Annotated in this window: 26 protein-coding genes and 3 pseudogenes; 19 read left to right on the top strand and 10 right to left on the bottom strand. The window is 40.6% G+C overall.

Annotation, left to right across the window (positions count from 1 at the left end; all coding sequences use genetic code 11):
* Window positions 1-151: pseudogene (locus ACYTXL_RS32315) on the bottom strand (NlpC/P60 family protein); the annotation flags it as partial.
* Window positions 152-160: 9 nt separating this feature from the next.
* Between ACYTXL_RS32315 and ACYTXL_RS32320 the strand changes: the two are divergent.
* The 3 genes from ACYTXL_RS32320 (at window position 161) to ACYTXL_RS32330 (ending at window position 1973) form a co-directional block, all read left to right on the top strand.
* Window positions 161-1096, top strand: a complete 936-nt coding sequence (locus ACYTXL_RS32320; RefSeq protein ID WP_461928160.1) for a serine hydrolase — start codon at window positions 161-163, stop codon at window positions 1094-1096.
* A gap of 256 nt (window positions 1097-1352) precedes the next feature.
* Entirely contained in the window at window positions 1353-1553 is a 201-nt protein-coding gene (locus ACYTXL_RS32325; protein WP_461928161.1) for a hypothetical protein, read from the top strand.
* Between the two features lie 264 nt (window positions 1554-1817).
* Window positions 1818-1973: a hypothetical protein gene (locus ACYTXL_RS32330; protein ID WP_461928162.1), complete on the top strand. Its 156-nt coding sequence runs from the start codon at window positions 1818-1820 to the stop codon at window positions 1971-1973.
* A 41-nt stretch (window positions 1974-2014) separates the two neighbouring features.
* Here the strand turns inward: ACYTXL_RS32330 and ACYTXL_RS32335 are convergent, their stop codons facing one another.
* Window positions 2015-2143 (bottom strand): hypothetical protein, encoded by a 129-nt coding sequence (locus tag ACYTXL_RS32335; protein ID WP_461928163.1) that lies wholly within the window; start codon window positions 2141-2143, stop codon window positions 2015-2017.
* 247 nt (window positions 2144-2390) lie between these two features.
* Between ACYTXL_RS32335 and ACYTXL_RS32340 the strand changes: the two genes are divergently transcribed.
* Window positions 2391-3170: an MBL fold metallo-hydrolase gene (locus ACYTXL_RS32340; RefSeq protein ID WP_461928164.1), complete on the top strand. Its 780-nt coding sequence runs from the start codon at window positions 2391-2393 to the stop codon at window positions 3168-3170.
* Between the two features lie 308 nt (window positions 3171-3478).
* Here ACYTXL_RS32340 and ACYTXL_RS32345 read toward each other — a convergent pair.
* A pseudogene (locus tag ACYTXL_RS32345) lies at window positions 3479-3754 on the bottom strand (mechanosensitive ion channel family protein); the annotation flags it as partial.
* Between the two features lie 104 nt (window positions 3755-3858).
* On the opposite strand from ACYTXL_RS32345, the gene ACYTXL_RS32350 reads away from it, so the two are divergent.
* The 7 genes from ACYTXL_RS32350 (at window position 3859) to gshA (ending at window position 14884) form a co-directional block, all read left to right on the top strand.
* Window positions 3859-4776, top strand: coding sequence for a histone deacetylase family protein (locus tag ACYTXL_RS32350; RefSeq protein ID WP_461928165.1), 918 nt, complete (start codon window positions 3859-3861; stop codon window positions 4774-4776).
* A gap of 30 nt (window positions 4777-4806) precedes the next feature.
* Complete coding sequence (locus ACYTXL_RS32355; protein ID WP_461928166.1) at window positions 4807-5172, top strand: hypothetical protein; 366 nt, start codon at window positions 4807-4809, stop codon at window positions 5170-5172.
* Between the two features lie 27 nt (window positions 5173-5199).
* Window positions 5200-9699, top strand: a complete 4500-nt coding sequence (locus tag ACYTXL_RS32360; RefSeq protein WP_461928167.1) for a translation initiation factor IF-2 N-terminal domain-containing protein — start codon at window positions 5200-5202, stop codon at window positions 9697-9699.
* The gene (locus ACYTXL_RS32365) at window positions 9677-10312 is read left to right on the top strand and encodes a cysteine hydrolase family protein (protein WP_461928168.1); all 636 of its coding nucleotides are present in this window, start codon (window positions 9677-9679) and stop codon (window positions 10310-10312) included. Before ACYTXL_RS32360 ends, ACYTXL_RS32365 begins: the two co-directional genes overlap by 23 nt.
* Before the next feature lie 271 nt (window positions 10313-10583).
* Window positions 10584-11249 (top strand): Uma2 family endonuclease, encoded by a 666-nt coding sequence (locus ACYTXL_RS32370; protein WP_461928169.1) that lies wholly within the window; start codon window positions 10584-10586, stop codon window positions 11247-11249.
* Between the two features lie 474 nt (window positions 11250-11723).
* Complete coding sequence (locus ACYTXL_RS32375; protein WP_461928170.1) at window positions 11724-13580, top strand: hypothetical protein; 1857 nt, start codon at window positions 11724-11726, stop codon at window positions 13578-13580.
* A gap of 164 nt (window positions 13581-13744) precedes the next feature.
* On the top strand, window positions 13745-14884 hold the full coding sequence (gene gshA / locus ACYTXL_RS32380; RefSeq protein ID WP_461928171.1) for a glutamate--cysteine ligase: 1140 nt from the start codon (window positions 13745-13747) through the stop codon (window positions 14882-14884).
* A gap of 239 nt (window positions 14885-15123) precedes the next feature.
* Here gshA and ACYTXL_RS32385 read toward each other — a convergent pair whose 3' ends face one another.
* Together ACYTXL_RS32385 and ACYTXL_RS32390 are read right to left on the bottom strand one after the other, a co-directional pair.
* Window positions 15124-16101 (bottom strand): 2-hydroxyacid dehydrogenase, encoded by a 978-nt coding sequence (locus ACYTXL_RS32385; RefSeq protein WP_461928172.1) that lies wholly within the window; start codon window positions 16099-16101, stop codon window positions 15124-15126.
* A 271-nt stretch (window positions 16102-16372) separates the two neighbouring features.
* Window positions 16373-16501, bottom strand: a pseudogene (locus tag ACYTXL_RS32390) (IS4 family transposase); the annotation flags it as partial.
* Between the two features lie 390 nt (window positions 16502-16891).
* Here ACYTXL_RS32390 and cdf31 point away from each other — a divergent pair.
* Window positions 16892-17797, top strand: coding sequence for a CDF family zinc efflux transporter Cdf31 (gene cdf31 / locus ACYTXL_RS32395; RefSeq protein ID WP_461928173.1), 906 nt, complete (start codon window positions 16892-16894; stop codon window positions 17795-17797).
* On the opposite strand, the gene ACYTXL_RS32400 is transcribed toward cdf31, so the two are convergent.
* On the bottom strand, window positions 17798-18211 hold the full coding sequence (locus ACYTXL_RS32400) for a response regulator (RefSeq protein ID WP_461928174.1): 414 nt from the start codon (window positions 18209-18211) through the stop codon (window positions 17798-17800).
* A 462-nt stretch (window positions 18212-18673) separates the two neighbouring features.
* Here ACYTXL_RS32400 and ACYTXL_RS32405 point away from each other — a divergent pair, with 462 nt between their 5' ends.
* The 7 genes from ACYTXL_RS32405 (at window position 18674) to ACYTXL_RS32435 (ending at window position 22256) form a co-directional block, all read left to right on the top strand.
* On the top strand, window positions 18674-18826 hold the full coding sequence (locus ACYTXL_RS32405; protein WP_461928175.1) for a DNA-binding protein: 153 nt from the start codon (window positions 18674-18676) through the stop codon (window positions 18824-18826).
* Between the two features lie 9 nt (window positions 18827-18835).
* Window positions 18836-19159 carry a hypothetical protein gene (locus ACYTXL_RS32410; protein WP_461928176.1) on the top strand — a complete coding sequence of 108 codons (324 nt, stop codon included), beginning with the start codon at window positions 18836-18838 and terminating at the stop codon, window positions 19157-19159.
* Window positions 19160-19190: 31 nt separating this feature from the next.
* Window positions 19191-19760, top strand: a complete 570-nt coding sequence (locus ACYTXL_RS32415) for a Uma2 family endonuclease (RefSeq protein WP_461928177.1) — start codon at window positions 19191-19193, stop codon at window positions 19758-19760.
* Between the two features lie 45 nt (window positions 19761-19805).
* A complete protein-coding gene (locus tag ACYTXL_RS32420; protein WP_461928178.1) occupies window positions 19806-20228 on the top strand; it encodes a hypothetical protein in 423 nt (140 codons plus the stop codon).
* A gap of 183 nt (window positions 20229-20411) precedes the next feature.
* Window positions 20412-20636, top strand: a complete 225-nt coding sequence (locus ACYTXL_RS32425) for a FitA-like ribbon-helix-helix domain-containing protein (protein WP_461928179.1) — start codon at window positions 20412-20414, stop codon at window positions 20634-20636.
* Window positions 20636-21028 (top strand): type II toxin-antitoxin system VapC family toxin, encoded by a 393-nt coding sequence (locus tag ACYTXL_RS32430; RefSeq protein WP_461928180.1) that lies wholly within the window; start codon window positions 20636-20638, stop codon window positions 21026-21028. Before ACYTXL_RS32425 ends, ACYTXL_RS32430 begins: the two co-directional genes overlap by 1 nt.
* 55 nt (window positions 21029-21083) lie before the next feature.
* Window positions 21084-22256, top strand: coding sequence for a restriction endonuclease subunit S (locus tag ACYTXL_RS32435; RefSeq protein WP_461928181.1), 1173 nt, complete (start codon window positions 21084-21086; stop codon window positions 22254-22256).
* A gap of 23 nt (window positions 22257-22279) precedes the next feature.
* On the opposite strand, the gene ACYTXL_RS32440 is transcribed toward ACYTXL_RS32435, so the two are convergent.
* The 4 genes from ACYTXL_RS32440 to tumA form a co-directional block, all read right to left on the bottom strand.
* Window positions 22280-22636, bottom strand: a complete 357-nt coding sequence (locus ACYTXL_RS32440) for a DUF5615 family PIN-like protein (RefSeq protein WP_461928182.1) — start codon at window positions 22634-22636, stop codon at window positions 22280-22282.
* Window positions 22629-23012 (bottom strand): DUF433 domain-containing protein, encoded by a 384-nt coding sequence (locus tag ACYTXL_RS32445; protein ID WP_461928183.1) that lies wholly within the window; start codon window positions 23010-23012, stop codon window positions 22629-22631. The genes ACYTXL_RS32440 and ACYTXL_RS32445 overlap by 8 nt, the downstream gene beginning before the upstream one ends.
* A 123-nt stretch (window positions 23013-23135) precedes the next feature.
* Window positions 23136-23519: a toxin TumE gene (gene tumE / locus ACYTXL_RS32450; RefSeq protein WP_461928184.1), complete on the bottom strand. Its 384-nt coding sequence runs from the start codon at window positions 23517-23519 to the stop codon at window positions 23136-23138.
* Window positions 23509-23739: an antitoxin TumA gene (gene tumA, locus ACYTXL_RS32455; protein WP_190571047.1), complete on the bottom strand. Its 231-nt coding sequence runs from the start codon at window positions 23737-23739 to the stop codon at window positions 23509-23511. The genes tumE and tumA overlap by 11 nt, the downstream gene beginning before the upstream one ends.
* Window positions 23740-23832 lie beyond the last annotated feature (93 nt).

Here is a 23832-nt window from a genome sequence, read left to right on the forward strand (position 1 = left end):
GTCGCCCAGAGGCGGCTTGAGTTGCTAAACGTGTACATTCAGGAGAATCATATAAATTTACGTCAGCTAAACACTGATACTCCTCTGATTTGGGATTTGGGACTTCGGCTTGGCTCAGTCGAACGATTTGGGATTTTAGATTAAAGGACATTATTAGAGAATGGTTTTTTTTAATAAAGACGAACAACTCGAAAATCTTGGTAATGGTATTTTAGATGCAACTTGGGCAGCATTTCCGACTTTAGCCCGTAATCAAATTGCCCTGACTTGGGTTGTTTACGATCCCCCAGTGCTAGTAAATACTGGTGGTGCGCTGACTCCCAACGCTTTTTGGGATCATCCAGTGCGTGGTTTTACTTATCGCGGTGTTGAGCGGATTTATCCCGCCAGTGTAGTTAAGCTATTTTATCTGGTGGCGGTAAACGAATGGTTAGAAAAAGGTATGCTCCAGCAGACTTCCAAGGAGTTGGAGCGAGCCTTGCGGGATATGATTGTAGATTCTAGTAATGATGCTACTAACTTGGTTGTGGATATTCTCAGTGGCACCACTTCCGGGCCAGAATTACCAACCAGTCCCTTTGAAACCTGGAAATATCAGCGTAATATTGTTAACCGTTATTACCAAACTTTGGGTTGGGAAGAAATGCAGACGATTAACGTCTGTCAAAAAACTTGGGGTGATGGCCCCTATGGACGAGAACGGGCGTTTGTGGGAGAATTACTGGAAAATCGCAATATGGTGACAACAAATGCGATCGCTAAGTTACTGCATAGTATTGTAGGTGGAGTAGCGGTTTCAAGTGTGCGATCGCAAGCAATGATGGCTTTGCTCAAACGTCCTCTCAACGATTTGTCCTCTGACGGCGAGGAAAATCAGATTACAGGTTTTTTAGGTGGTGGACTGACTGAAAATGCTCAAATTTGGTCAAAGGCAGGTTGGACAAGTCAAGTTCGCCATGATGCTGCGTATATTGAAATACCAAATCAGCGCCCTTACCTTTTAGTGGTATTTACTGAAGGTAAAGTGCATGCTAAGAGTCAGGCTATTTTACCCTTTGTTTCTAAACTAGTTGCCGATGCGATCGCTAGTTTATGATCTACTGCGATCGCATCGCCTATTTCTTCCTTTGCGTCCTTCTCTAACCAGACGCCGCCCGTTGGCGGAAGCCTCTCGCAGAGAATGCGGTTCGTTAAGGAATAGGAATTAAATAACTTACAATTTATTTCCCTGGCTTACCTCACCCTCAATCCCTCTCCTTATAAAGGAGAGGGAAGCTAGAGATAGGATAAAGTTTTGCATTTTATAGCAATTGAAAAATTAGAAGCGATTGAAGAATTTGAGGAAACGAAAGATGGTTAACTACGACCACTACACCTATAAAGTTACTTGGTCAAGCGAAGATGAAGAATTTGTAGGATTGTGCGCTGAATTTCCTAGTCTATCTTTTCTGGATAAAAATCGTAATACAGCACTCGAAGGTCTTACAGACTTGGTAAAAGATGTAGTAGCTGATATGGAAGCGAATGATGAAACTATTCCAGAGCCATTTTAGAAAAAAATTACAGTGGTAAATTTGTAGTTCGTATACCTCCCCAATCCCAAAATTGTCTTTGTGACCCCGTAGCGCTTCTTATAGCTACGGGGTTTTGCATTGGTGGCGAAGTGCGATCGCTATAAACAGATGACTTGTTGAAAACGCCTCAAGTCCTTTTGTATTCTGGTTTAAGGTAAATATCGTTAAAGTGTCATTTCCCGACATCCAGGTGAAGATAGCTATTAGTGAATGTTAAAATTTCACTTTAACGGAGATAAAACCATGTCCGGTAATCAACGCGAAAAATATAACGGCTTTGAAATTCAAATCGAACAAACCCCAGTAGACAAGTTATCAGGTGAAACTTATTGGAAATTTGAAGCATGGCAAATCGGAGACAAAACGACAAACTTCATATCAAATGGTAAACAGTATTGAGGATATGAAGTAGCTTTAAATGAAGCAAAAAAAGCTATTGATCAAATACTTTTTCTACGATAAGAGCTAATGTAAGCCCCATCATTTTTGCGATAACCTTGGACTCTTGTGCTTGGTTTCGGTGGCTTGGGTGGCTTGGGTGGCTTGGGTGGCTTCGGTGTTCCGGGCATTTCTACTCTCCATACACTAGATATTCTTTCAGTTTTTCACGCAGTATTTTATATAACAACAGTAATAACAACTATCTATCTCACCTTCCTTATCCCTCAGTAATGCAAAATGTACGTAATAAAATACTTCACTATATGACACTAAAAGAGAGGTCTCGCATATTTTAATACAAGCTGTTCCGAAGCTGTGGCTACTGTGGCTGTATACGCTTGATAATGAAGGTAGGCGTTATCTTCATATAAGTTTATGTTCTTAACTTGGTTAGACAGCAATAGTTGGTTACTGGAAATCGGCGGGAAACGAATATTAATTGACCCTTGGCTGGTTGGTTCTTTGATTTTCAGCAATTTGGATTGGCTATTTAAAGGTTTGCGATCGCAAAATCGTCCAATACCAGATAATATTGATTTGATTCTGCTATCTCAGGGTTTAGAAGATCACGCTCACCCACAAACGCTCAAATTACTTGATCACAGCATCAAAGTTGTAGCTTCTCCCAATGCAGCCAAAGTAGTACAGCAGTTAGGTTACAGCCAAGTAACAACTCTGGCTCATGGGGAAACTTTCACTTTAAATAATCAAGTTGAAATCAAGGCTTTCCCCGGTTCACCCGTTGGTCCGACTCTGGTAGAAAATAGTTATCTCCTGAAAGAATTGGAGAGTAGTTTAACTGTATACTACGAGCCTCATGGGTATCATTCAACGCAACTTAAGCAGGTTGCACCAGTTGATGTGGTGATTACACCATTTGTTGACTTAACGCTGCCTTTGCTTGGGTCTTTTATTAAAGGAGGAAATAGCGCTTTGGAAGTGGTAAAGTGGCTACAACCTCAAGTAATATTACCTACAGCAGCTGGAGGGGATGTAGTGTTTGAAGGATTGATCACGAAACTCCTTCAGAGTAAAGGAAGTGCTGAAGAATTTCGTTCGCTATTAGAAAAAAACAATCTTTCGACGCGGGTGCTTGAGCCGAAACCAGGCGATCGCTTTGAACTACCATTAGAAAAGCGAGCATTAACAATCTAAGTTAGCTCACATCTTGCACATAGCCCTGGCGATTAGAAATCGCGGCTATACAAACGTACTCCTTTGGAGAACCCGTTCGCGTAGCGTCTCCGTCAGGAGAAGGGTAGTCCACGAAGGTGGACTAAGAGAAAATCAAGGGTTTTGCCTGTGTAGCCGTGACTTCCAGTCGCCAGGGCTTTATGAACAAAGTATGTTCAGTTTAATTCCCCTGCCTAAGAATGGCAGCGCGTTTTGTGTGGGGGTCTAAATCCCCGTCACAAAACGTAATTGCGGATTGCGAATTGGTTTAATTATCTTGCATATACTCAGGTTCTAACTTGGTTAGAAATAATTAAGTAAAAACCAGAAAATAAATTTGCAAGTATGTCTTGAAGTGCCAAACCAACTGCTATACCACCAATACCTAAAGTTCTGATGATCGGTGTAATTTCAACACCCACCGTTTGCAATATGATTAATGTTACCAAAATTAAAATAATAGTCTTAGCAAGGTTAGAAATTATTGATGTGGGAATCCCTTCTGCTCTGCGAATAAATAAATTAACAAAACCGGCAGTCAATTTGGCTAAGACTAACGTCACTGAATTTTAAATTTGGAGTTTTAGATTTAAGAGAGCAGCATTTTTGGTGTGATTATGGCTAAATTTTAGCTGGTTAATTGTCGGATTGCTTGAGATTTTCTTTCCTTATGGACTTGCCAATTATTTACCACCCAGATTACATTGCTCCCGTACCTGATGGGCATCGCTTCCCGATGTCTAAGTTCCGACAACTGTATGAATTGCTGTTAGCTGACGACGTGGCGCAAACAGAACAATTTCACACTCCCGAATGTCCCCCACGAGAATTGATAGAGTTAGTCCACACCCCAAACTATGTTCAAGCTTATTGTGAAGGAACCCTAGATGCTAAAGCACAGCGTCGCATTGGTTTGCCTTGGAGTCCAGCATTAGCGAATCGCACTTGTGTAGCGGTAGGTGGTACAATACTCACTGCTAAACTGGCATTAAGTCAGGGTTTAGCTTGTAATACAGCTGGTGGAACTCATCATGCCTTTCCTAGTTATGGGTCTGGTTTTTGTATTTTCAACGATTTAGCGATCGCCTGTCGCGTTTTACAAAAACTCGGACTTGTCCAAAAAATCTTGATTGTAGATTTGGATGTCCATCAAGGAGACGGCACCGCTTTTATCTTCCAAGACGATGAGAGTGTTTTTACTTTCTCCATGCACTGCGAAGTCAATTTCCCCGGTACTAAACAAAACAGCGATTTGGATGTTCCTTTACCAGTGGGAATGGAAGATGACGCTTATTTACAAACTTTAGCGAATTACCTAGCAGATTTATTGTCTAAAGTCAAGCCGGATTTAGTATTTTATGATGCAGGTGTTGATCCTCATATAGGCGATCGCTTGGGCAAATTAGCCTTAACCGATGCTGGTATTTTCCGCCGGGAAATGCAGGTTTTAAGTACCTGTATGAATAGCGGTTATCCCGTCGCTTGCGTTATTGGTGGCGGTTATGCTGATGATATGAAATCTTTAGTCTGGCGGCATTCCCTGCTGCATCGCGCCGCTAGTGAAGTTTACCAGCAACATAAACTTTGATGCAGCCTCTATTCTTTGGAAGTCCCTTAGATGAGAATATTTGTAAAAGTAATACAAGTAATAATAGTGAGTACATTCTTAGGAATTCCGTTAGCTATTTTATCGCTGTGGTATCATAATCCTCCTGGTTGTAAGCAATCCTGCTTCAGGGAACCATGTCCTCCAAATGCGTGTATGGGTGGTGAATCCTTAACAGCTGGGTTCCCATTCCCAATAATACATGACGACAATGCTGGCTCACCTGTAGATGGCTGGGGGAGAATTGGTGAAGAGGATTTTATTAGTCTAAATCTTGGGGCATTTTTATTAAATGCCTTTTTTTACGGTTTGATAATCTTGATACTTTTTGCGATTACAAAAAGTATTTTTGAATCCGTAAAACGTTCAGTACGGTAGGGCTAATACGGAAAAGGGTAATAGTGGATGAACAAAGTCAAACTCAGAATCTACGAACTAGCAAAAGAATTGAATTTGGATAGCAAGAAGCTATTAGCAATTTGCGAACAGCTCAAAATTGCAGTCAAAAGCCATAACAGCACCATCTCAGAATCCGAGGCTGAAAGCATTCGTGTAGCGGCAAATAAACTAACAGCAAAATCCTCGAAAATTAAAACAACCTCTGAAGATTGGGGCTATATGTTTATAGCTTCAGCAATTGATAGTTTTATCCGCCATCTGGAAGGTGAAACTGCCCTGAAATCATATCCCGAATTTAGGGAGCGGCGCGATCGTGCCAATGAGTTAATGTATGAATGTGTTGGTAAAAAGCCTTCTCTATTTTATGTGCGTCGCAAAGGTGCAGGGAAAGAGTCAAGAGAAGAAATTTGGGATTTGACAATCGCAACAGACAGCGATGATTTTCAATTACCCGCAAGACTTGAGAAGCTCAGAAAAACATTAGGATTTAGAGCGGCTGTACAAAAAGATGGACGTGGCGGCTTAAAAATACTATCGGCTCAGTTGTTACAACCCTCACGGGGACACGCTGATAGTTATGCTGTGCCTTGTCGCTTACGTTTGCTATCAAATCATCAGCATCATCTCGACATTTCGCCGGCGACATTGAAACGCATCGCCGCCGCGCCAGTTTGTGGCGATCATGTGCCTACAGAAGATCAGCTTAAAGCTTGGAAAGCGTTTTTGCAAATTGAGGAAAAAATTGCTAAAGCGCGTCAATTTTGCGTGCGTTATCTAAGTCATAACTATAACTTTAAAAGGCGAATCAGTTTTGAAATTGATGTAACTTCAGCCACACTTGACGGCTTTTATCAAAATTCCCTCGATGTGGACAATTTCTGGGAACGAGCAAGACGGACAAAAAACGAAGATTTGAAACTTTTTGAAACTGCTCCCATCGGAAAAAATTGGATTAATGGCCGCCAACTTGGGACTGTTGAAGATGTTGACCCCAACCGTTGTATTATTAGTCTCAGACTAGAACGCGATTTAGCTGAACACATGGCAGCAGAACGTTATCAATTACCAGCTACCGGATTTTTATGTTTTGAGGCAGTTGGTGATATTCAGCAGATTCAGCGCAAGAAAAAAGCTTTAGATGATTTGAATAATGGTTATACCCAGAATCCCTACTTGGGCAACTTTTTATTTGATGCTTCTCAGGCTAGACAAATCAAAACAACTATCGAACTTAAACCACAAGATTTGTTGTTATCTTCTGCTAATCCTGGCCAGAAAGCAGCAGTAGAAAAGGTACTTGCCGCTAAGGATCTTGTTCTCATCCAAGGGCCACCGGGTACTGGTAAAACTACCGTAATTGCCGAGATTTGCTATCAAATTGCGCTTTGCGGTGGACGCACTTTAATTGCTTCTCAAGCCAATTTAGCAGTAGATAATGCCCTAAGTCGATTAGTTCACAACCCAGTGATTCGGGCACTACGCAAGGGGAGAGCCGAAAAAGTTGGGGAAGAAGGACAGCCATTTTTAGAAGATCAAGTGATTGGCAGATGGCTAGAAAATACAGCGAATGACTGCGAAAACAATCTTACTCAACGGCTCGAAAATATCAAAATTTTCAGTCAATTACTGGCATCATTGCCAAGATTCACAGCCTACTTCCAAGCCGAGGAAGAATTGAATCAGCAAAAAAATAAATTCTATAAAAACAAGTTAAAAATAGAGACGAACTTTACAAATCAAGAAAAATCTTACAACGAAACTGTAGACAAACAAAATCAGGTTGAATCTCTAATTGCAGGTTTAGAAAACATCCTAAATACTATACCAAATATCAATTGGGAATCTCCAGAAGTTACAGATTTTTTGCCACTTCTTAAGCCCTATACAGAAGGCAACACTTTAGTAGAAGAATTTTTAGCAAGTGTTCGTAAAGCCATCAAATATACTGAAGAACTTGGCTTGGTACTACCGACAGTTGGTGCTTTTGGTTTAGCGGTTTGGTTGCGTGAAACTGTAGCAACAGAAATTTTTAAATTTAAAACTGCTTTTACTCATGCTCAAGATGCAAGTCAAGCTATATCAGAAGTTGCAGCGCGGGTACAGGTTGTTAAACAGAATTTCGCCTCGTTAAATCAGCTACAACCAGATTATCAGCAATATCTTACCAAGCTGCAAAATATTCAGCAAACAATCCAGATTTTGCAAAACCGTAAACGAGAAATTGATTATATTATTTCAGCAGTTAAGGAATGGAAGTCTACAGCACATTCCCATCTGTATCAAACTTTGAAAGATTGTCATCAATCAGGTTTACCACTAACAGAAAATTTAGCAGACTTACCACTAGGTTTGTTGATGTTTGCTAATACATTAAAATTACCAATAGTACCAAAAACTTATAATATTAACTTACCAGAATGGGAGCTATTGGCAAAAGCGATCGCTTATGAAATAGATGGAAGTTTTACTGATAGGCGGGGTAAACAGCATAATTTTAGCTATTTTTTACAACAAAATTTTAGTCAGATTCCAATGGTGCTATCAAAGAGCGATACCTACGGTGGGCAAAGCCTACGCACCCAATGGTATGAAACTTATCAACAGTTTAACAATTATCAACTACTTACCACAAAACAGCGAAAATTACTAGTTGAGAACACCCAGGTTTTTTTAATTAGAATGCAAAAAACCTATGGTGCATCATGGGAATGGAATAACATTGATTCTACTCTCACCCAGCTTACACAAGAATTGCTCGATACTATCCTTATAAATGCGCGTCAATGCGTTTTAAAAGTAAAAACGGAAACTGAACAACAGCTTCAGCATCTACAACGACAATTAAATGAACTTCAGAAAAATGAAATCAGCCAGCAGGAAATATCTATTACTCAAGCTGAGGTAGAAAAAGCACAACAGGATGCTAATTTGCAACTTGGACAAGTTATTAATATCTTGCAAGAACTGAATCAAAAAAATATCCCTGCTCAATTACACATTCTAGTTGAAAAATATCTCACAACACAATCAAATATTTGGGATCAACCCCAAGAATTCTCAAATCAAGTGCATTCTTGGGGAAATTGCATCAGTCAACTTGAAACCTTAATTTCATCATTAGAACCTTTTGCTGTATTGGAGATGATTAGAAATTCTCTAGATGAGCATTTATTAAAACTAAAAGAAGAAACTGAAATTTCCCTAGAACAGCTTCAGAAATTACAAGTTAATCTCGGTGAAATACAACAGAAATCACAACTACAACCCTCAGAAAAATTAATCGAAGAAAGAAACTGGTGGTTGACAGAATGGCAAAGAGTACCGGATAAATTTAAACCAGAAAATTCTGCTGCTGACTTGTTTAATGTAGAGTTATTACGCAGCATTAATATGAAGTTTGAATCTTGGCAACAGGAACTTCAAAAAGAAGAAAATTATCTCAAGAAATATCAGATTTTTGTACAAGATTGGATCGGAAAATTAAGAAATCCAACTGAAGGCGACCGCGACGATTTAAGGCGTATATATTTAGACAATGCCAACGTCGTCGGTATCACCTGTGTTCAAGCTGCAAATAGAGGTTTTTCGGAAGAATTCAAATCCTTTGATGTCGTGATCATTGATGAAGTTAGTAAGTGTACTCCACCAGAGTTACTAATTCCAGCCTTGAAAGGTAAAAAATTAGTCATGGTAGGTGATCATCGACAATTACCACCCATGCTTGATACTAGCACTTTAGAAGAAGTTGCTCAAACAATTGGTAATACACGAGAAGAATTACAATTCTTAGAAGAATCACTATTTAAAAGTCAGTTTGAATCTGCTGATGAAAGCATCAAACAAATGCTAACTACACAATATCGAATGCACCCATTTATTATGGGAGCAATCAATCAATTTTATGACGGTAAATTAGAATCTGGTATTTTGGAGCCGGATACAAAACGCGCACATCATTTAGCAGGCGAAATCATCCAAGAATCTCAACATCTTATCTGGGTAAAAACGCCTATCGAAAATCAGTTTTTAGAGCAACGAAATGGAACTTCTTACTTTAATGCTCAAGAAATTGATGCGATAGAACGTCTATGTCAGCAGTTCGAGAATATTTGGGCTTCTAGAGTTGCTAATGGTGAACCAAAAAAAGAAATTGCCGTAATTACATTTTATGGCGCTCAATTAAGAAAAATCGATGAGCGCCTGCAATCTGAACTTTTCCCTTCACTAGAAATTCGTACTGGTACAGTAGACCGATTTCAAGGTATGGAAAGACCAGTTGTAATTGTTAGTATGGTTCGCAACAATAGTAAAGGAGATGTGGGATTTGCAAAGAAGCCAGAACGGGTAAATGTTGCATTTTCTCGCGCTCAAGAACTCTTGATAATTGTGGGTTGTCATAATTTGTTTACCCATCAATCAGGTAAAGTTGGAAGTATGTATTCCGAAGTTTCAAATATTGTAAGTCTTCATGGAGGTTTCGTTGATGTTTCTCGCCTCTTCAGCTAAACCTATTGATGACAAGTCTACTTCATTAAGTCAACGTAAAGGGATTTTGTTAGCGGTAGATTTACAAAATGGCTTTTTGATCACACCTGAATGTGAAGCGGTTGTGCCAAAGGTAGTTAATAATGCTAGTAAGTTTCATCAGGTTTGGGCAACTCGCTTTTTTAACCGGAATCCTAACTTTTCACGTCAACTCAACTGGAACGATATGGTTTCTGGAGAGGAAACAGAGCTTTCTAAAACCTTAATTCCGGTTGTCAGCAAAACGTTTGATAAGCCTTTATATTCTCCAATTTCACCTCCCTTGCTCCATTCCCGCTTTCTTTTTTCTCATGCTCATGCTCCTACTTCTTTTGTGATGTCATCTGCCCTGCTCCAAGCACTGCAAAATAATGCTATTACTACAGTCGCAGTGTGTGGAGTTGATACAGACGCTTGTGTGATGGCTACAGCTTTAGGACTCTTTGATGCTGGATTTGAGACGTTCGTAGTATCAGATGGCTGTGCTTCTAGTGGTGGGCAGGAATATCATGAAGCGGCGATTAAGATATTGAAACGCAATATTGGAGAGAAATATGTGATTTCTTTTAGCAAATTACCTGCAATGTTGTCTTAGTGTATAAGAGAGTGTTTGAAAAGTTATGAGTGGTAAAAATTTATGCTAAATGCTTCACCATGATCCAAATCATAGCAAGATAGATACTCGAATTATTTGAAAAGTGGTTTTGTTGTTAATTAAAGGCTTAGGTGAGAAACAGCAAATATAAAAAGGTGAGAAAAAATAATTTTTAAGCTCCTAGAAAGAAGTTACAATTAACAAACTGCCCTCCAAAACTGATTATTTCTCATTTAGAAACAGACTGGAGACTTTTATGACCCCAGCAGCGATGTCTGACGACAAGCCCTTCGGGTTCGGGGGATCGCAATCGACGGAAACCGCCAAGACTGCGACCCCCTCACCGCAAAGCGTCTACGCTACACCCACAAAAGAATCACCCCTTTTGTTTGAAAGACTGACTTGGAGAGAATTCAAAGCAGTTGAGCAGTTATTAGACCGTCCAGGATATCGGCTGTCTTTCCTGGATGGTGTTTTGGAGATCCGAAGAATGCCTGGAGAACCCCACGAAACTGTTAAGAAGAGAATTGCCGCATTGTTAGAACTTTATCTGCTCATCGCAGAGTTTGACTTTACTCCAACTGGGTCAATGACCTTAGAAAGTGAATCGGGTGCTGTCAAGCGAGAGGCGGATGAATCTTATAAACTTGCCCCTGGTCGAGTGCGTCCCGATTTGGCGATCGAGGTGGTGTTTACCAGTGGCGGTATCAACAAACTGGAGGCATACAAGCGGCTGTTGATTCCAGAAGTGTGGTTTTGGGAAGATGGAGTGTTAGAAGTTTATCACCTGCAAAAAGAAGGCAACGCACTTCACTATGAAAGGGTTTCTAGTAGTGAAGAGGTTAAAGGGATCGATCTGGATTTGTTGTTACGCTGCATTAATATGGTGAATCATGTTAATGCTATCAAGACTTTTCAGCAGGCGCTTCACAAATAACTGGCGATTTATGCTAAACCAATTGATGACAATTTCAAAAATTTGGGAAATGAAATTGAGGCCAAATACTGAGCAAATTACCAATTTGAAAAGCCGACACTTTTTATCGTAAAGTTTCGCTTTTGAGGAACTGTATCGGAGCATTTACAAACTAAAATAATGTTATTAAAATGAATATGTATGCAAACATATAAACATCATGGATGTATTAGCTGATACTAGATATATCTCGGTTCTAGACTTGCCTAAACGCAAGAAGCCGGTCAAATATTGAGGCTGCAACTATTGCAACTCCAGAGCATGACATAACAGCATTTGGAAGTCGTGCTGAAAAGTGGCAAAACTCAATAATATCTCAAGAAGAGACCCATCAAAAGCCAGACTAACATAAACATTAGAGGAAGTTACTCAAGAGATTAACAGCACAAATACAGAACTACATTCAAATCGTGCGTATACATGGAGGTTTCATTGATGTTTATCGCCTCTTCATCTAAACCTATTGATGACAATCTCAAAAATTTGGTAGACGAAATAGAAGCGCAAAGTTCTAGTTTATCAGTTTTAGCAGCGCGTCAATTCCGTTATAGTTTGCGTCAAACTCCTGTAGAAATAAATATCAAAGAACCCCGCCAGTTTAACATACTCGAAGAATTTATCATCCGTGCTGCTATTGAATTTAAACCTCCGCCAACAGAGGATGAATTAGCCTCTGTACTTGGGCTTGATTCTATATTTATCCAAACTACTACTGCAACTCTTCGGTCATTACAAACTATATCAGCAACATCGCCAATTACAGTCACTTCTGAAGGACGTTCATTTTATGAAAAAGGGTTTGTACCACAGCCCCCATATCCTATACAAATTAATGCTATTATCGACCCTTTAAGCGACAAAATCACCTTTCAATCTGAATCCTTAAACGAGACAGTGATAAATTTGCCTGATTTGGCAGACTTTATAACTATAGATAATACAATTGCTGATATTGCTTCCTTCTCACTTGAAGAAATACAAAAAAGTATTCAAGCTTCAGGTTTAGCACTTCATGTACCAGAAGATGGAAAAATCGTTACTTCCTCTAAAATATTAGCTTCGACTCAAAAAATTGGGAGAAAGATATCGCTTTTCGTTATCTTCGATGCCCTTGAAGATAAATTAAGTATTCAAATCAGAAATGGAAAGCAAATTTTAGAGTCAGCATCAAATTGTTTAGAACTGCTACATGCTGAAGGCAAAATTTCTTTGCAAGCATTATGTAAATTGTCAACTGAAACCATCAATTTTGAACGTGAAGCCATTCTCAAGCAAAAAAATACTGAAATAGAAGCTAGAGTCGAAAATATTCGCCAGAAAGCGCTAGAAAATGCTACAAAAGCTGGTGAGAAAGTAGATAATTCTACAGTGGGAGGTGAAGCTATACAGTTACGCGATGGACAAATTAGCCAAGCTTTTTCAGAAGTTTTAAATTCGGCTAAAAATCAGGTTCTCATTTATTCTCCTTGGGTGAATCAGGCAGTTGTAAATGAAAAATTTCTAACTCTGTTACAGAAATTAGCTAATCGCGGAGTTTGGATTTTGATTGGACATGGAATTGCGCGGCGAGAAGAAGATGAAGATAAACCAATTCCACCAGAACTAGAGAAAAAACTTCGAGCGATAAAAACACCTGATGGTTTACCATGTGTACAGGTTCTTTGGCTGGGTGATTCCCATGTCAAAGAAGTAATAGTTGATCAGCAAATCCATCTTTGTGGATCTCATAACTGGCTATCTTATCGCGGTGACTACCTACCAAGAGGCGAGTCAGTTTATAAAGTTACAATTCCCCATCAAGTTCAGGAAGCTTATGAATTTCTCGCTAATCGCTTCCAAAATCACGCTCAAAAATTATGGGAGAATGCTTTAGAAAACCGCGATTATAAACTGGCTCTAGAGTCTTTATCTGTGTGGAGTGCGCTACGTATGGAAGATATTGCACTCCAAAAAATACAGCAAAATAACTGGCTGGAACTTCTGCCTGTATGGTTAAATGTGGCACTTCAGGGGTTAAAGTCCAAGAATATACAAGCTGATTCAGCAAGTTTTAAAACGGGACTTTTGTTACTGAGTCAAGTTTCTATTGAAGAGGCTTTTATTGAGTCATTACAGCAGGGATGGCGTAAAGTTATCCGCGCGATCGCTAATAATAATCCTCAAACGGCTTTAAACTTACTGAGTGATCAAGTATGGGCGCAGTTTCTACGTCTCAATATTGCCCAAGAGAGTGATTCACCCAATGATTTTATTGTGTCCCGTGACCAAGACATATTAGAATATTTTTCATAGTTCAATAGTAATGATTTTTCGGAAGACAGCCCAGAAATCTGTCGTCCTGATTTTGTGTGAGTTGGCAATAAAATGATTCTTAACCTTTGATTGACTTAAAGATAGATACAGAAATTCGTCTTATTGGATACAATTTATAGGCAGAGAGAGCCGAGGAGAACAAGGTGGTTTTATTAAAAGGCTTTGAAATAGAGATATACACTGGCACGCCTCAAGGTGAAATCGTCGGTCTCTCCGACAAAATTGTTGCAGATTTGGATGGATTTATGCGGGAGCCAGATAGCCGCAACGTCGAATATATAACCCAACCATCCCCTAATTACGATAATTTATTGTGTGCTTTGCTGCGTCCCCGGCGAGAGTTGCGAAACTATCTCAATCGCTTGGGCAATTACACTTTGATACCGGGGAGTACTTTATCTTTGGGTGGGAGCGATCGCTTTCTGCGTTCAGATCCAGCAAACCCCTATCATGACTACATTGAGAACACTTACGGAACGAAAGTAGTTACCGCTAGTGTACATATTAATGTCGGCATCAGCGATCCAGAAGTATTAATGCGAGCGTGTCGGGTGATCCGTATGGAAGCACCTCTATTTCTCGCCCTCAGCGCCTCATCTCCCTTCCTAGATGGCAAAACTACTGGGTATCACTCCACCCGTTGGGGACTCTTTCCGCAAACGCCTAGCCATGTGCCGTTATTTGCCAGCCACGCTGATCATATTCAATGGGTGGAAAATCAACTGGCTGCTGGAACAATGCAAAATATACGCCATTTGTGGGCATCAGTGCGCCCAAATGGCGATCGCCGTCCCTATGACTTGAATCGCCTAGAATTGCGAATTTGTGATTTAGTCACAGATCCCATTGCCTTGCTAGCGATTAGTGCCTTATTAGAAGCGCGTTTATTGCAAATAATCGAAAATCCTAGTATCGATACGTTAACTCAAAGTACCTTCTCTGCTGAAGAACTCGTCACCCTGACTGCTGAGAATGAAGCTGCTGCTGCTGTTGGTAGTCTTGATGCTCATTTGAGGCATTGGCAAGATGGCAGAAGCATCTTAGCCAGAGATTGGATTTCCCAAATGTACCAAGATGTTTGGGCGATCACTAAACAACAAGGCTTTAGCTGTTTCCTTTCTCCTTTGCACAAAATCCTCCGCGAAGGCAATGAAGCTCAACAGTGGTTGCAATTACACGCAGTCGGTTTTGACAGCCAGCGCGTCATCACTCAGGCGATTGTCGCCACCCAAGAACACGAAATCGAACTCGAAGACAAATTGTGTTCCTCGCTGCTGGCTTAAAAGTTCTGCGTTAGCGAAGCTCACTGAAGGTATCGCTAAATTAGGGATTTCCAAGAAATAAATTACTACTACTTGTGGGGTGGGCAGCGTTCGACTGACTTGTACTGAGCGTTGTCGTTGGCGCAGCCTCTCGTAGAGAAGTAGCGCTCACGCCGAAGTCTTGCCCGCCTTTGGTTGCTGGGCGGGCGAGACGCCCACCCCACAATAAATAATTGGATATTTTTTTATTTGGAAGTCCCTTAAAAATTGTAAACTTCAGGATTAACACAATCAGCCAAATGATCACCTGTCAATCCTGCAATTAAGTTAGCGATCGCCATTGTTGCCATTTTTAAGCGCGTTTGACGGCTGGCACTGCCGATATGAGGTGCAATAATCAGATTATCTAAGGTCAACAATGGGCTATCGCTGGGGAGCGGTTCTGGTTCTGTAACATCCACAGCTGCACCGGCGATTTCACCATTTGCAAGGGCACGATACAGAGAATCTGGATCTACAATAGTTCCTCGTGCTGTATTGATCAAAATAGCCGATTGCTTCATCAACTCAAATTGGTAATCGCTAATAAGATGATAAGTATCATCAGCAGATGGTGTATGCAGTGTCACAAAGTCGGACTCTTCCAGTAAGTGTTCTAACGGATAAAACTCCACACCTAGAGATTGTTCTAATTCTGGCTGGCATCGTTGCCGACTCGTATACAAAATCCGCATTTCAAAGCCTTTAGCACGACGAGCAATCGCTTGACCAATCCGCCCAAAACCAACAATGCCTAAGGTAGCACCCGTAACATTCGGTCCCAATAACAAGTCTGGTTCCCAAGTCTGCCATAAACCTGCACGAGTAAACCGATCTGCCTCCACTACTCGCCGTGCTGCTGCCATTAATAGTGCCCAGGTAAAATCTGCGGTAGCATCGGTTAATACACCAGGAGTATAACCGACAGGAATCTGCCGTGCTGTAGCGGCGGCAATGTCAATGTTATCGTAACCCACCGCCATTTGACTGATGACTTTGAGTTTTCCAGACTCTATCAATTGCCGATCAATTTGGTCAGTGAGCAGGCAGAGCAATCCATCTATTTCCTTGACTTTTTCTAGTAAAATTTTGTGGGGAGGGGGTTGGCGTTCTGGCCAAACTTCCACAGTGGCGAGCGATCGCAGTTGCTCTAATTCAATGGGTAGACGACGAGTAATGAAGACTTTAGTTTGAAGCATAGTTTTGGAGATAACTTAGGTTCTACCGCTCCCTTTATCTCAAAAAAATAAATAAGATGAATAAAACTGTAAAAATATATTAGCAATAAATATTTGAAAACCTTACTATGTAAAGCTTTTTGCTATTGTAAATTATGTGCGAGGGCTAACTGGTATTTAAGAAGAATAGCATAAATAAAATTTTGGGTTGCTAGTGATAACATTAACTATTGAAAAAATCCTGAATATCTGACGAGGCGAGACGAAAGGCTAGGTTGACTGAACAAAATTATCGGTTTCCTAATAGACATAGATTACAATTATTAACAATTAGAAAGAGTTGAGATAAAATCCTTTTCTGTTCATCAAAATTGCTACTACCCAGTTTTGATAATAACTCAAAATATATTGGGAATCTTCTTTTTCTTTGAATTACACTAACCCCTCGTCAGGGATCTCGATACAACCGTACACTTTTTAAACATCCTCTTAACGGGAAAGATCCGCTCTTAAAAGCAAAGCTATTACTAATAACTATAAAGCTTGTAGCGTATTTTAGTTATAGCAGTAGACAGACAGCTTAGGACATTCGCAAACCCTAAGAGAGCGGCTGTCACAGCTATCCATAGCAGAATTGTCCTAACCATTATGGCAGCCGCTATAAGAAAGAGTCTTAATAGATTCCGCTAATTTAAAAGATTATCAAGAGAATTAATCCTTACAGCGTAAGAGTTTGATACATTTTCTTTGTATTTATTTGTGTTTGGAGTTATACATTAGAAGTCATAGAACTTGATGTGAGAAATTATCTATGACTTACGATAACCGCGCCGAAGTGCGAAAGGTTTTAATTATTACCCTATTGCTCAACCTGTTTGTAATGGGATTGAAAGCACTTGTGGGCTACTGGACAGGTTCTTTGAGTTTGCTAGCAGATGCTTTGCATAGTGTGACAGATAGCGCCAACAACGTTTTAGGATTAATTGCGAGTAAATTTTCTTCTCCACAACCCGATCGCGAGCATCCGTACGGACATCACAAATTTGAAGCAGTCGGAGCTTTAGGAATTGCCTCATTTTTAGGAATAGCCTGTTTTGAAATTCTGCGAGGAGCAATCGAACGAATTCTCAAAGGTGGTGGTGAACCTGTGATCATATCACCACCGGAGTTGTGGTTATTACTAATTGTGCTGGGCGTGAATATTTTTGTTGCCTTTTACGAACGTCGTGTAGGTAGGCGGGTAGGTAGCTCAATTCTCATTGCTGACGCGACACATACCATGAGCGATATTTGGGTGACAATCTCTGTAATTGCCGGTTTGATAGGAGTTTGGCTAGGTTATCAATGGATGGATATAGTCTTAGCTTTTCCTGTCGCTTTGTTGGTATTTTGGAGTGGTTGGTCAGTTTTAAAAGAGAATTTGCCTTGGCTTGTGGATCACATGGCGATCGCACCAGAAGCAATACATGCGATCGCTACTTCTGTTCCAGGTGTAATTAACTGTCATGATATTGCCTCTCGCGGTGTTCTTGGTCGTCAAGTGTTCATTGAAATGCATTTAATAGTCGATGCAGCAGACGTAGAAACCGCCCACCACCTCACCGAAGAAGTAGAAAGACGATTAGAAGAACGGTTTCGTCCAGTCAGAATTTTAATTCATGTTGAGCCACCAGGATATAAGTCTGAGCAAATTAGCTTTGAAACTGAAGCTAAATAGTTATTCCGTAACTTGTGCGTAAGTCCTAACCAAATTTGCGACGATCGCAACTAGTTCTCCTGGATCAACTGGTTTAGCCACATGAGTCTGAAAGCCTGCTTCCAGGGCAAGGCTACGATACTCGCTATCGCTGTATGCAGTCAAGGCGATCGCGGGAAGTTTTCCCCAAATATCAGGCTTCAGAGCCCTGATCTTGCGGATGAGGGTGTAGCCATCTTCACCAGGCATAGCAATATCAGAAATCAATACATCTGCTTGCAACTCAGGTAGTACTTTCAATGCTAGCTCTGCCGATGCAACTGCCATGACGGTAGCTCCATCAGTTTCCAACACGGTAGTAATGTAAAAGCGGCTATCCTCATCATCATCAACTACGAGGATGTTTAAGCCAGCAAGGGGAAGAGCAGGTTCCATAACATCTCCATTAACGTTGATCAAATGAAAGTTATTTCTAATAAGCTGCTTGTTTTTTTCTCTGTAACCACACCATTGGTAATTTTACTGCGATCGCGCCTATTTTCCTAGAAAATAACTCAATTCGTCTAGCCATGATTGAATTGATGGTTAATTAATTCGCTGGCATTTATAATTATTCACTGGATAAAATTATGTTACTCTTCAAATTCCTTTACATTTAAAAAATTCACTTTAACGAATAGTTGCAGTTCAAGAATAATCTTGCTAATTACTCATTGCTTTATTACTAAGGAACGTGGATTAAATAGGGGTTACTGAAAAAGAAAAAGAAGCTCACAGTATAAGCTTTGATGGCTGATGAGGGGTAAATGCCAGATAATAATGTTAGACAAAGACTAGCTAGGAAAAGGAAATATGGCTGCTATAACAATTAATATTGCAGAGTAGCAACTGCAAAAATTGCAGTCATTAGCGCCAAAGTTGGGTATCTCGACTGAAGAATTGTTATCTGTCTCTCTAGAAGATTTGTTAAACTACCCAAAAAGTGAGTTGAAGCAAGCCGCTAGTTATGTACTGCGAAAAAATGCTGAACTTTACCAGCGATTAGCATGATTCGCTCGATTGCTTTCTGAAGATAAATTAGGTGTTGTACCGGCTGCCCAGTTAACAACAGAGGAACATACTAAGAATAACCTGCTGGATGTGTTGAGTCGTTGGCGATCGCGGAATACTACGGAACGAGAGCGACTCCGCACAGCTCAGAGTTTTTGTGTACCGAAGGCTGATATTGCGGCTCAGGGGTATGACCTCAGTTTGAATCGTTATAAGGAAGTGGTGCATGAAGAGGTAGAACACCGCGCACCTCAAGACATCCTGGCTAATTTGGCAAAGTTGGAAGTGGAGATTCAGCAGGGGATGGAGAAATTAGAGGCATTGTTAAAATAGTTAATACAAGCGGTCTATGGGAGAAACAGCAATGACAGTTGCAGCCACTAAAAAGATGACCTTTGAGGAATTTCTTCAGTTTGACGATGGGACGGATAATTTATATGAATTGGAGAACGGAGAATTAATTCAAATGCCATTAGAAAGCGAGGTAAATCGGCGAATAGCTACGTTTTTATTAATCTATTTTTCTAAATTAGGTATTCCCTATTACCGCTTGAGTATGAAAACAGAAATTGCTGTGAATAGTCGGCAGGTGGGGGTGCGTGTTCCTGATTTGGTGGTGTTTTCTGAGGAGTTGGCGACGGTAATGCAAGGTGCTACACGATCGCTAATTTTGATGGATATGCCGCCGCCGTTGTTGGTGGTTGAGGTGGTGAGTCCAAATCAGGAAAATCGGGATTATCGTTACAAGCGTTCTGAGTATGCAGCGCGGGGAATTGCGGAGTATTGGATTGTTGATCCGATTGCCCAAAAAGTGACGGTTTTGGAATGGGTGGAGGGTTTTTATGATGAGCGAGTTTATCAAGGAGAAAGTGTTATTGTTTCTGCAATTTTTGCCAATCTTCAGTTAACTGCGGCTGAAGTTTTGCAAGGATGAGATGTGATGAAAACCTTATAAGTTATATTATTGAGATCAAAAATTATGCAAATTACTTTAGACATACCTGATGAGATGGCTCGGAATTTAGAATCTCGCAAGGAAGATTTACCCCAGATTTTGGCTCTAGAATTGCGAGAAATTATTGCTAATCCTTCCACAGGTTTTTCTGGACTGACTGAAATTTTGGAGTTTTTAGCAAAGTTGCCATCTCCTGAAGAAATTTTAGCTCTCCGTCTTTCGCCTATGGTTCAAGCTGAAATTGATTCTCTCTTAGACAAAAATCGTACTCAAGGTTTAGATGAAAGCGATGTCTACGACGGGCTATTCGGCGTCGCTGTCTGTGGCAACATTATGAGTTTATTGAGCATTTGGTACGTCTTGCTAAAGCTCAAGCTCTGCTCAAGTTACAACAAAGTGCATGAGCAAAACTTATATTCCTACCAATTTACGAAAAATTGTGTTTGAACGCGCTCAGGGGTGTTGTGAGTAGACATCCTGGCTAATTTGGCGAGGTTAGAGGTGGAAATTCAGCAGGGGATGGAGAAATTGGAGGGATTGCTGAAATAATTTAGGCTACTAGGATGCCAGCAAACTGCTAGCATAAAGGTAACGATCTGCTAGTCGAGTGGCACTAGCAAAGGAGGCAGTATGGCAACAATTACCATTCGCAATATATCTGATGAGTTAGTTGATCGCATTAAACGCTTGGCGGGACAAAAGGGAATTTCGATGGAGCAAGAAGTCCGAGATTTGCTGCAAAAACGCTACGGACAACGTGATGAAGTGCTTGCGCGTATTCGTCAACGGGCAAAGACGTTACCGATGGAATCAGAAAGTCGGGTGCAAACTTGGAAATCAGAAGGACGACTCTGATGGTGATTGATACGATGGTGTTTGCCTATGCACTCTTAAACGTAGAAGACAAGTATGAGCAGGCGATCGCAGCTTTAGAAACTGTAGATCAAATCGTGGTGCCTGATTCGTTGTTTGCCGAGTTGGGTAATGTGATTTGGCAATGGATACAATTTCGGCAACTACCCTTGCAAACAGGTTTGGATGCGTTGCAAGATGCTGAGGCATTGGTTGATGTGATGATTTCTAGTTCTCAAATTCGGGATGTTGCTCTCAAACTGGCAGTCGAGGCAAGTCATTCGTTCTACGATACGTTATTCGTGGCAGCAGCAATTCAATCTGATACTCAGGTGCTAACTTACGATCGCAAACTGGCGGCTAAGTTCGGCGATCGCGTTGTCTTGCTGGAATAGGAATAAATGAAAATACTGATCAGCAGGGGATGAAAAAGTTAGAGGGGCTGCTGAGATGAGTCCTTGGAAGATAGTCACGCTTGCAGAAGTGGCAAACATCGAAAGATCGGGTGTTCAACCAGAGCAAATCAGGGATGGCACAATATACGTTGGTCTTGAACACATTGAAAGAGGTGGCAGATTTATAGGACTGAAACCTGTAGACGCTGGTGAACTTGCCAGTTCTAAGTTTCAGTTTACAGAGCAACATATTCTCTACGGCAAACTCCGTCCTTACCTTGCCAAAATTGCATGTCCAGAATTCAGTGGCATTTGCAGTACAGACATATTGCCGATTTTGCCAAGGTCGAATGTTGACCGAAAATTCTTATTCCACTTTCTTCGTCAGCCCAAGATAGTTGACTACGCAAATTCGCGGGCTGTTGGAGTAAACCTACCGCGCTTAAGCCCATCTGTACTTGCCAACTTTGAAATACCCATTCCACCCTTGGAAGAACAGAGGCGGATTGCAGAAATACTCGATCGCGCCGAAGAACTCAGGTCTAAACGTCGGGAAGCGATCGCACAACTCGACACCCTCACCCAAGCCATCTTCATAGAAATGTTCGGCGATCCTGCGACAAATCCGAAGGGGTGGATCGTAGATAGGCTTGAAAAATTAATTATTAATAGTCTGCAAAACGGTCTTTATAAACATTCATCTGATTATGGTTCAGGAACCCCGATTTTACGGATAGATGCATTTTATGATGGCAAAGTCACCAAATTATCTACTTTGAAGCGAGTGCGCGTTTCGCAAGATGAACAGGCTCTATACAAATTAAATGAAGGAGATATTGTTATCAATCGAGTTAATAGTATGGAATATCTCGGAAAGAGTGCGTTAATTCCTCCTATGACAGAACCAATTGTATTTGAGTCAAACATGATGCGGTTTAGCGTCAACCTTGAGATTATTGATTCGTGCTATCTTGTGGAATTTCTTCAGAGTAAGTTCATTAAGGGACAAATTCTAAGCTCATCAAAAAACGCTGTAAACCAATCTAGTATCAATCAGCAAGATGTTAAAGGGTTTTTAATTAATATTCCACCACTACCACTTCAAAAAGAATTTGCTCAACGCGTCGAAGCAGTAGAAAAACTCAAAGCCGCACATTGCGCCTCACTCTCAGAACTCGATGCCCTTTTCGCCTCCCTCCAACATCGAGCATTTAGAGGAGAGTTATAGCCCAGATAAATCTGATTTAATGACTACTTCCGCCACCGATTGAGCCAATCTACCTGACCAACCCAATCTGCTGCTTCTGCCTCAGATAATAGGCTATCTAATGCCGCAATCAAATCTGAAAGTGACCAACTATTTTGAGCAGCAAGGATAATACCGCCATGCTGAGGATACTGTTGCGATAAAACAATAAAGTCTCTCACATTGAAAGTAAAGATACTTCGACCCTGAGCAGTTGAGCGTAATAATTGAGTTTCATCACTAGCATCTAAAGGCATCCAGTCATTTGGAGTACGAGTTACATCATGTCCTTTAGACACCAATGCTAAATGCAGCGATTTACTGGAGGTATCTGCATCCAAATGAAGCTTGAGCTTAACCATTGGCAATTTCTAAGGATTGCTCAGAAGCGATCGCTGCATCAATCTGCCCCTTATTTACTACAGAAAAACTCAAAGCTTCTCTTACCTGTGCCTCAGTAAGCTCATACTCATTACCAATCTGACTTGGACTCATACCCCAATTTTGGGAAGCGATCGCCACAGTCTGCACCCGAATTCCCGTCCCTTTGATGACTGGCACAAGTTGTCCATTTGTCCCCTGGCGATAAGCAATTTGTGGAAAAGATGCTTTCAGGGTACTTACTTTTTCTGTTACAGCCCACAGAATAAATTGGTCAAGGGAAATACCCTGACTCTGGGCTAATTGCTCAACTTCATACTTCAACTGGTCAGGTAAATTTAGAGCGTATGCTGTCATTTTCAATCTCTAGTTTCTGGCTCTAGTAAAGATCATATTGTAAATCTAGATAAACAGCCCGTGAAATTCTAGCTTGAAACCAACATATTTACTGGTATCAGCACCTCACTCAATACATTATTCCTACTCTAAAAACTCCATCACTTCTTGTAGAACATCCGTTATATATGGCTTTTCGCAAGCAATTACGTTGTCAAAAAGATGTTTATGGTGCGGGAAGCTAGGCAAGTTGGGAAAGTGTGGTGTACTGTCATAACGAAATATCAGATTATTTTGCTCATCTTGAAAGTGATAGCGGTAATCGATATATCTAATCTGATTATCTACAATAATAAATGCTTCACTGACTGCCAGTAAATATCTGAGAGCGAAACGTATCCTAATGCGGAGATTAGCTCTTTCTGTCGTTAAAATAACTGTACTATATTCCTCAATGTATGTATTAGAGCAGTTGACTAAAAGTTGCTCAATTTCATCTAAATAGGCTTGGATAACTTTACGCGACATCTCTGAGTTTGCTTTTTATCTCTTGGTGTAGAGCTAGATAATGCTGGTAGTTTCCTGCCCATTCTACAAACACTTCATCGTCAGAAGTTTCTCCTTGGGTATATTTTGCAAAAAATTCTTCTGAATTCATTTGGTACTTTATTTCATAGGTATTTAACTGTTTGGTAAGGGCAATCAACGCATCTAGTGGAGACGTATATTCGATGATTTGTTTACGCATTGATTTCTCCATTAAACTTCATGTTTTAAATGGTCAGGTAAATTTAGAGCATACGCTGTCATTTTCAGTTTTTCAGTTTTTAGTTTCTGGCTC

This window comes from Nostoc sp., assembly GCF_054880495.1.

Excerpts from the sequence above, each read along its gene's own strand:
- ACYTXL_RS32385 (WP_461928172.1), bottom strand. The coding sequence starts at position 16,101 with ATGCTTCAAACTAAAGTCTTCATTACTCGTCGTCTACCCATTGAATTA.
- ACYTXL_RS32320 (WP_461928160.1), top strand. The coding sequence starts at position 161 with ATGGTTTTTTTTAATAAAGACGAACAACTCGAAAATCTTGGTAATGGT.
- ACYTXL_RS32365 (WP_461928168.1), top strand. The coding sequence starts at position 9,677 with ATGTTTCTCGCCTCTTCAGCTAAACCTATTGATGACAAGTCTACTTCA.
- ACYTXL_RS32355 (WP_461928166.1), top strand. The coding sequence starts at position 4,807 with ATGAGAATATTTGTAAAAGTAATACAAGTAATAATAGTGAGTACATTC.
- ACYTXL_RS32360 (WP_461928167.1), top strand. The coding sequence starts at position 5,200 with ATGAACAAAGTCAAACTCAGAATCTACGAACTAGCAAAAGAATTGAAT.
- ACYTXL_RS32335 (WP_461928163.1), bottom strand. The coding sequence starts at position 2,143 with ATGCCCGGAACACCGAAGCCACCCAAGCCACCCAAGCCACCCAAGCCA.
- ACYTXL_RS32435 (WP_461928181.1), top strand. The coding sequence starts at position 21,084 with ATGAGTCCTTGGAAGATAGTCACGCTTGCAGAAGTGGCAAACATCGAA.
- tumA (WP_190571047.1), bottom strand. The coding sequence starts at position 23,739 with ATGCGTAAACAAATCATCGAATATACGTCTCCACTAGATGCGTTGATT.
- cdf31 (WP_461928173.1), top strand. The coding sequence starts at position 16,892 with ATGACTTACGATAACCGCGCCGAAGTGCGAAAGGTTTTAATTATTACC.
- tumE (WP_461928184.1), bottom strand. The coding sequence starts at position 23,519 with ATGTCGCGTAAAGTTATCCAAGCCTATTTAGATGAAATTGAGCAACTT.
- ACYTXL_RS32400 (WP_461928174.1), bottom strand. The coding sequence starts at position 18,211 with ATGGAACCTGCTCTTCCCCTTGCTGGCTTAAACATCCTCGTAGTTGAT.
- ACYTXL_RS32325 (WP_461928161.1), top strand. The coding sequence starts at position 1,353 with ATGGTTAACTACGACCACTACACCTATAAAGTTACTTGGTCAAGCGAA.
- ACYTXL_RS32440 (WP_461928182.1), bottom strand. The coding sequence starts at position 22,636 with ATGGTTAAGCTCAAGCTTCATTTGGATGCAGATACCTCCAGTAAATCG.
- ACYTXL_RS32430 (WP_461928180.1), top strand. The coding sequence starts at position 20,636 with ATGGTGATTGATACGATGGTGTTTGCCTATGCACTCTTAAACGTAGAA.
- ACYTXL_RS32340 (WP_461928164.1), top strand. The coding sequence starts at position 2,391 with ATGTTCTTAACTTGGTTAGACAGCAATAGTTGGTTACTGGAAATCGGC.
- ACYTXL_RS32330 (WP_461928162.1), top strand. The coding sequence starts at position 1,818 with ATGTCCGGTAATCAACGCGAAAAATATAACGGCTTTGAAATTCAAATC.
- ACYTXL_RS32420 (WP_461928178.1), top strand. The coding sequence starts at position 19,806 with ATGCAAATTACTTTAGACATACCTGATGAGATGGCTCGGAATTTAGAA.
- ACYTXL_RS32425 (WP_461928179.1), top strand. The coding sequence starts at position 20,412 with ATGGCAACAATTACCATTCGCAATATATCTGATGAGTTAGTTGATCGC.
- ACYTXL_RS32375 (WP_461928170.1), top strand. The coding sequence starts at position 11,724 with ATGTTTATCGCCTCTTCATCTAAACCTATTGATGACAATCTCAAAAAT.
- ACYTXL_RS32370 (WP_461928169.1), top strand. The coding sequence starts at position 10,584 with ATGTCTGACGACAAGCCCTTCGGGTTCGGGGGATCGCAATCGACGGAA.
- ACYTXL_RS32350 (WP_461928165.1), top strand. The coding sequence starts at position 3,859 with ATGGACTTGCCAATTATTTACCACCCAGATTACATTGCTCCCGTACCT.
- ACYTXL_RS32445 (WP_461928183.1), bottom strand. The coding sequence starts at position 23,012 with ATGACAGCATACGCTCTAAATTTACCTGACCAGTTGAAGTATGAAGTT.
- ACYTXL_RS32415 (WP_461928177.1), top strand. The coding sequence starts at position 19,191 with ATGACAGTTGCAGCCACTAAAAAGATGACCTTTGAGGAATTTCTTCAG.